The organism is Streptomyces sp. NPDC001027, assembly GCF_040299045.1.
In the GTDB taxonomy this organism is placed as follows: domain Bacteria; phylum Actinomycetota; class Actinomycetes; order Streptomycetales; family Streptomycetaceae; genus Streptomyces.
In genome coordinates, this window is the sequence record NZ_JBEPBI010000450.1 from 1 (window position 1) to 3,264 (window position 3,264).

The following is a 3,264-nucleotide window of genomic DNA, read 5'->3' on the forward strand; positions in this document are numbered from 1 at the left end:
AGGCGATCCGCGAGCTCACCGGCGGCTTCGGCGCCGACGTCGTCGTGGACGCGGTGGGCCGCCCCGAGACCTTCGAGCAGGCCTTCCACGCCCGCGACCTGGCCGGCACCGCCGTCCTGGTGGGCGTCCCCACCCCCGGGCCGAAGCTCGAACTGCCGCTGCTGGACGTCTTCGGACGCGGCGGCGCACTGAAGTCCTCCTGGTACGGCGACTGCCTGCCCTCCCGTGATTTCCCCGCCCTGATCGACCTCTACCTCCAGGGCCGCTTCGACCTCGGCGAGTTCGTCACCGAGACCGTCGGTCTGGACGACGTCGAGGCCGCGTTCGCCAAGATGCACCGCGGCGACGTCCTGCGTTCGGTGGTGGTCCTGTGACCGCCCCCGCGTCGAGCGCCTCGTGACCTCCCGGACGTTCGACCTCGACGGCCCCGCCACCGCTTCCCGAATTCTCCGAAGGTGACTCGATGACCCTCACCAACCTGCCGCCCAGCCTGATCCCCACGCTGCCCGGCGAGTACTACACGGACCCCGCGGTCTTCGCCCAGGAGCAGGAGCGGGTCTTCGAGGCCATGTGGTTCTGCGTGACCCGCGCCTCCGAGCTGGCCAAGCCCGGCGCCTTCCGTACCTACCAGGTCGGACGGGAGAGCGTCCTCGTCTCCCGTTCCCGGGACGGGTCGATCAAGGCGTTCCTCAACATCTGCCGGCACCGCGGGGCCAAGCTCTGCACCGAGGAGTCCGGCGAGGTCAAGCGAGCCTTCCAGTGCCCCTACCACGCGTGGACGTACGGCCTGGACGGCAAGCTGGTCGCGGCGCCCAACCTGACCTCGATGCCGGACATCGACCGGACCGAGTACGGCCTGGTCGACGTCCATGTGCGGGAGTGGCTCGGCTATGTGTGGGTCTGCCTCGCCGACGAGCCGCCGTCCTTCGAGGCGGACGTGCTGGGCGCGGTCGTCGAGCGGCTCGGCGACCTGGAGTCGATCGAGCGCTACGACGTCGACAACCTGTCGGTGGGACGTCGGATCACGTACGACGTGAAGGCGAACTGGAAGCTCATCATCGAGAACTTCATGGAGTGCTACCACTGCGCCACGATCCACCCCGAACTGACCGAGGTGCTCCCGGAGTTCGCCGACGGCTACGCCGCCCAGTACTACGTGGGGCACGGCGCCGAGTTCGGCGCGGACGTCCAGGGCTTCACCGTCGACGGCTCCGAGGGCCTGGACCGCATCCCGGGGGTCGCCGAGGACCAGGACCGCCGCTACTACGCGATCACCGTCCGGCCGCAGGTGTTCGTCAACCTCGTCCCCGACCACGTGATCGTCCACCGGATGTACCCGATGGCGGCCGACCGCACGGTGGTCGAATGCGACTGGCTGTACCTGCCGCACGTCGTGGAGAGCGGCAAGGACGTGGAGCGTTCGGTGGAGCTGTTCCACCGCGTGAACCAGCAGGACTTCGACGCCTGCGAGCGCACCCAGCCGGCGATGAGCTCGAGGGCGTACGCCAAGGGCGGCGTGCTGGTGCCCAGCGAGCACCACATCGGCGAGTTCCACACCTGGCTCCAGAACAAGCTCGACGTCGGACCCGGGCACTGACCTCGCGGCGCCCCCGCGGACGCCCGTCCGCCTGCCGCTCGGACCTGCCGCTCCGATTCCTCCGGCAGGTGGACGGTCGTGGGGAGTGTGTTGCAACCAGCGCAACGCGGAGTGTCATGAGAGACAATCGACGGTCCGTCCTCTTGACACTCCCGAATTCCACCGAAACCATGTTGCGCATAACGCGAGTCGTTGTGCGATATGAGACACCTCTCGTCAGGAGCCCGCATGAGGAGCATCACCGTCGTCGGAGCGTCGCTGGCGGGCCTGAGCACGGTCCGCGCGCTGCGTGCGGAGGGCTACGACGGCGAGATCGTCGTCGTGGGGGAGGAGCGCCACACCCCCTACGACCGCCCTCCGCTGTCCAAGGACTTCCTCAAGGGCGACGTCGACGCCGACGCGCTCGCCCTCGGTGACGCCGACGAGTACGACGAGCTGGACGTGCACTGGCTGCTGGGCGAACGCGCGGTCCGTCTCGACCCCGTCTCCCGCACCGTCACCCTGGCCGGCGGCCGGCAGGTGCGCACCCAGGGCGTGGTCGTCGCGACCGGCGCGAGCCCCCGCACGCTCCCCGGATCCGACGGGCGGGCCGGCGTCCACACCCTGCGCACCCTGGACGACGCCCTCGCCCTGCGGGCCGAGTTGCTGGACGGCCTGCCCAGGGTCGTCGTCATCGGCGCGGGCTTCATCGGCGCCGAGGTGGCCTCCACCGCCCACCGGCTCGGCCTGCGCGTCACCCTCGTCGAGGCGGCCGACGTGCCGCTGGAGCGCCAACTCGGCCGCACGATGGGCCTGGTCTGCTCCTCCCTGCATACCGATCACGGCGTCCACCTGCTGTGCGGCGTCGGCGTGGCCGAACTGCTCGGCCAGGACCGGGTCACCGGCGTACGGCTGGCGGACGGGCGGGTGCTGCCCGCCGACGTCGTCGTGGCCGGCGTGGGCGTGCGGCCCAACACCGACTGGCTCGCGGGCTCCGGGGTCCTGGTGGACGACGGCGTGGTGTGCGACTCCGGCTGCGCGACCACCGTCCCGGGCGTCGTCGCCGTCGGCGACGTGGCCCGCTGCCCCCACCCCTTCACCGGACGCCACGCCCGCATCGAGCACTGGAGCAACGCCACCGAGCAGGCGAGGACCGCCGCCCGGACCCTGCTGACCGGCGTGTCCGCTCCGGCCCCGCTCACCGCCCCCTACTTCTGGTCCGACCAGTACCGCACGCGCATCCAGCTCGCCGGGTACGTCGTCCCGGGCGCGGAACCCGAGGTCGTCGAGGGCGACCTCGACAGCCGTACGTTCACGGCCGTCTACCGGCACGACGCCGACCCCGTGGCCGTGCTGTCCCTCAACCAGCCGAAGCTCTTCAACCGGCTTCGCCGCACGCTCGTCCCCGCCGCCGCGGTCGCCGTGTCCTGAGCGCCCCGCTCGTGAGCGTCCCACCTCCTCCCTCCGGAACCCGCACAGGAGAGCGCCGATGACCCTGTTCAACCAGTCCCTGCACGACCTCGACCCCGAGGTCGCCGCCGCGGTCGACGCCGAACTCAACCGCCAGCAGTCCACGCTGGAGATGATCGCCTCGGAGAACTTCGCCCCGGTGGCGGTCCTGGAGGCGCAGGGCTCGGTCCTCACCAACAAGTACGCCGAGGGCTACCCCGGCCGCCGCTACTACGGCG

General features: G+C 70.9%; 3 protein-coding genes and 1 pseudogene. All 4 read left to right on the forward strand.

Features of this window, described 5'->3' with window-relative positions:
- Positions 1-374 (forward strand): zinc-binding dehydrogenase (locus ABT300_RS42555; RefSeq protein WP_351688115.1); only part of this gene is annotated, 374 nt, incomplete at its 5' end.
- 89 nt (positions 375-463) lie between these two features.
- Positions 464-1,597 (forward strand): aromatic ring-hydroxylating oxygenase subunit alpha, encoded by a 1,134-nt coding sequence (locus ABT300_RS42560; protein ID WP_351688118.1) that lies wholly within the window; start codon positions 464-466, stop codon positions 1,595-1,597.
- A 228-nt stretch (positions 1,598-1,825) separates the two neighbouring features.
- On the forward strand, positions 1,826-3,007 hold the full coding sequence (locus ABT300_RS42565) for an NAD(P)/FAD-dependent oxidoreductase (protein ID WP_351688120.1): 1,182 nt from the start codon (positions 1,826-1,828) through the stop codon (positions 3,005-3,007).
- Positions 3,008-3,065: 58 nt separating this feature from the next.
- Positions 3,066-3,264: pseudogene (locus tag ABT300_RS42570) on the forward strand (serine hydroxymethyltransferase); the annotation flags it as partial.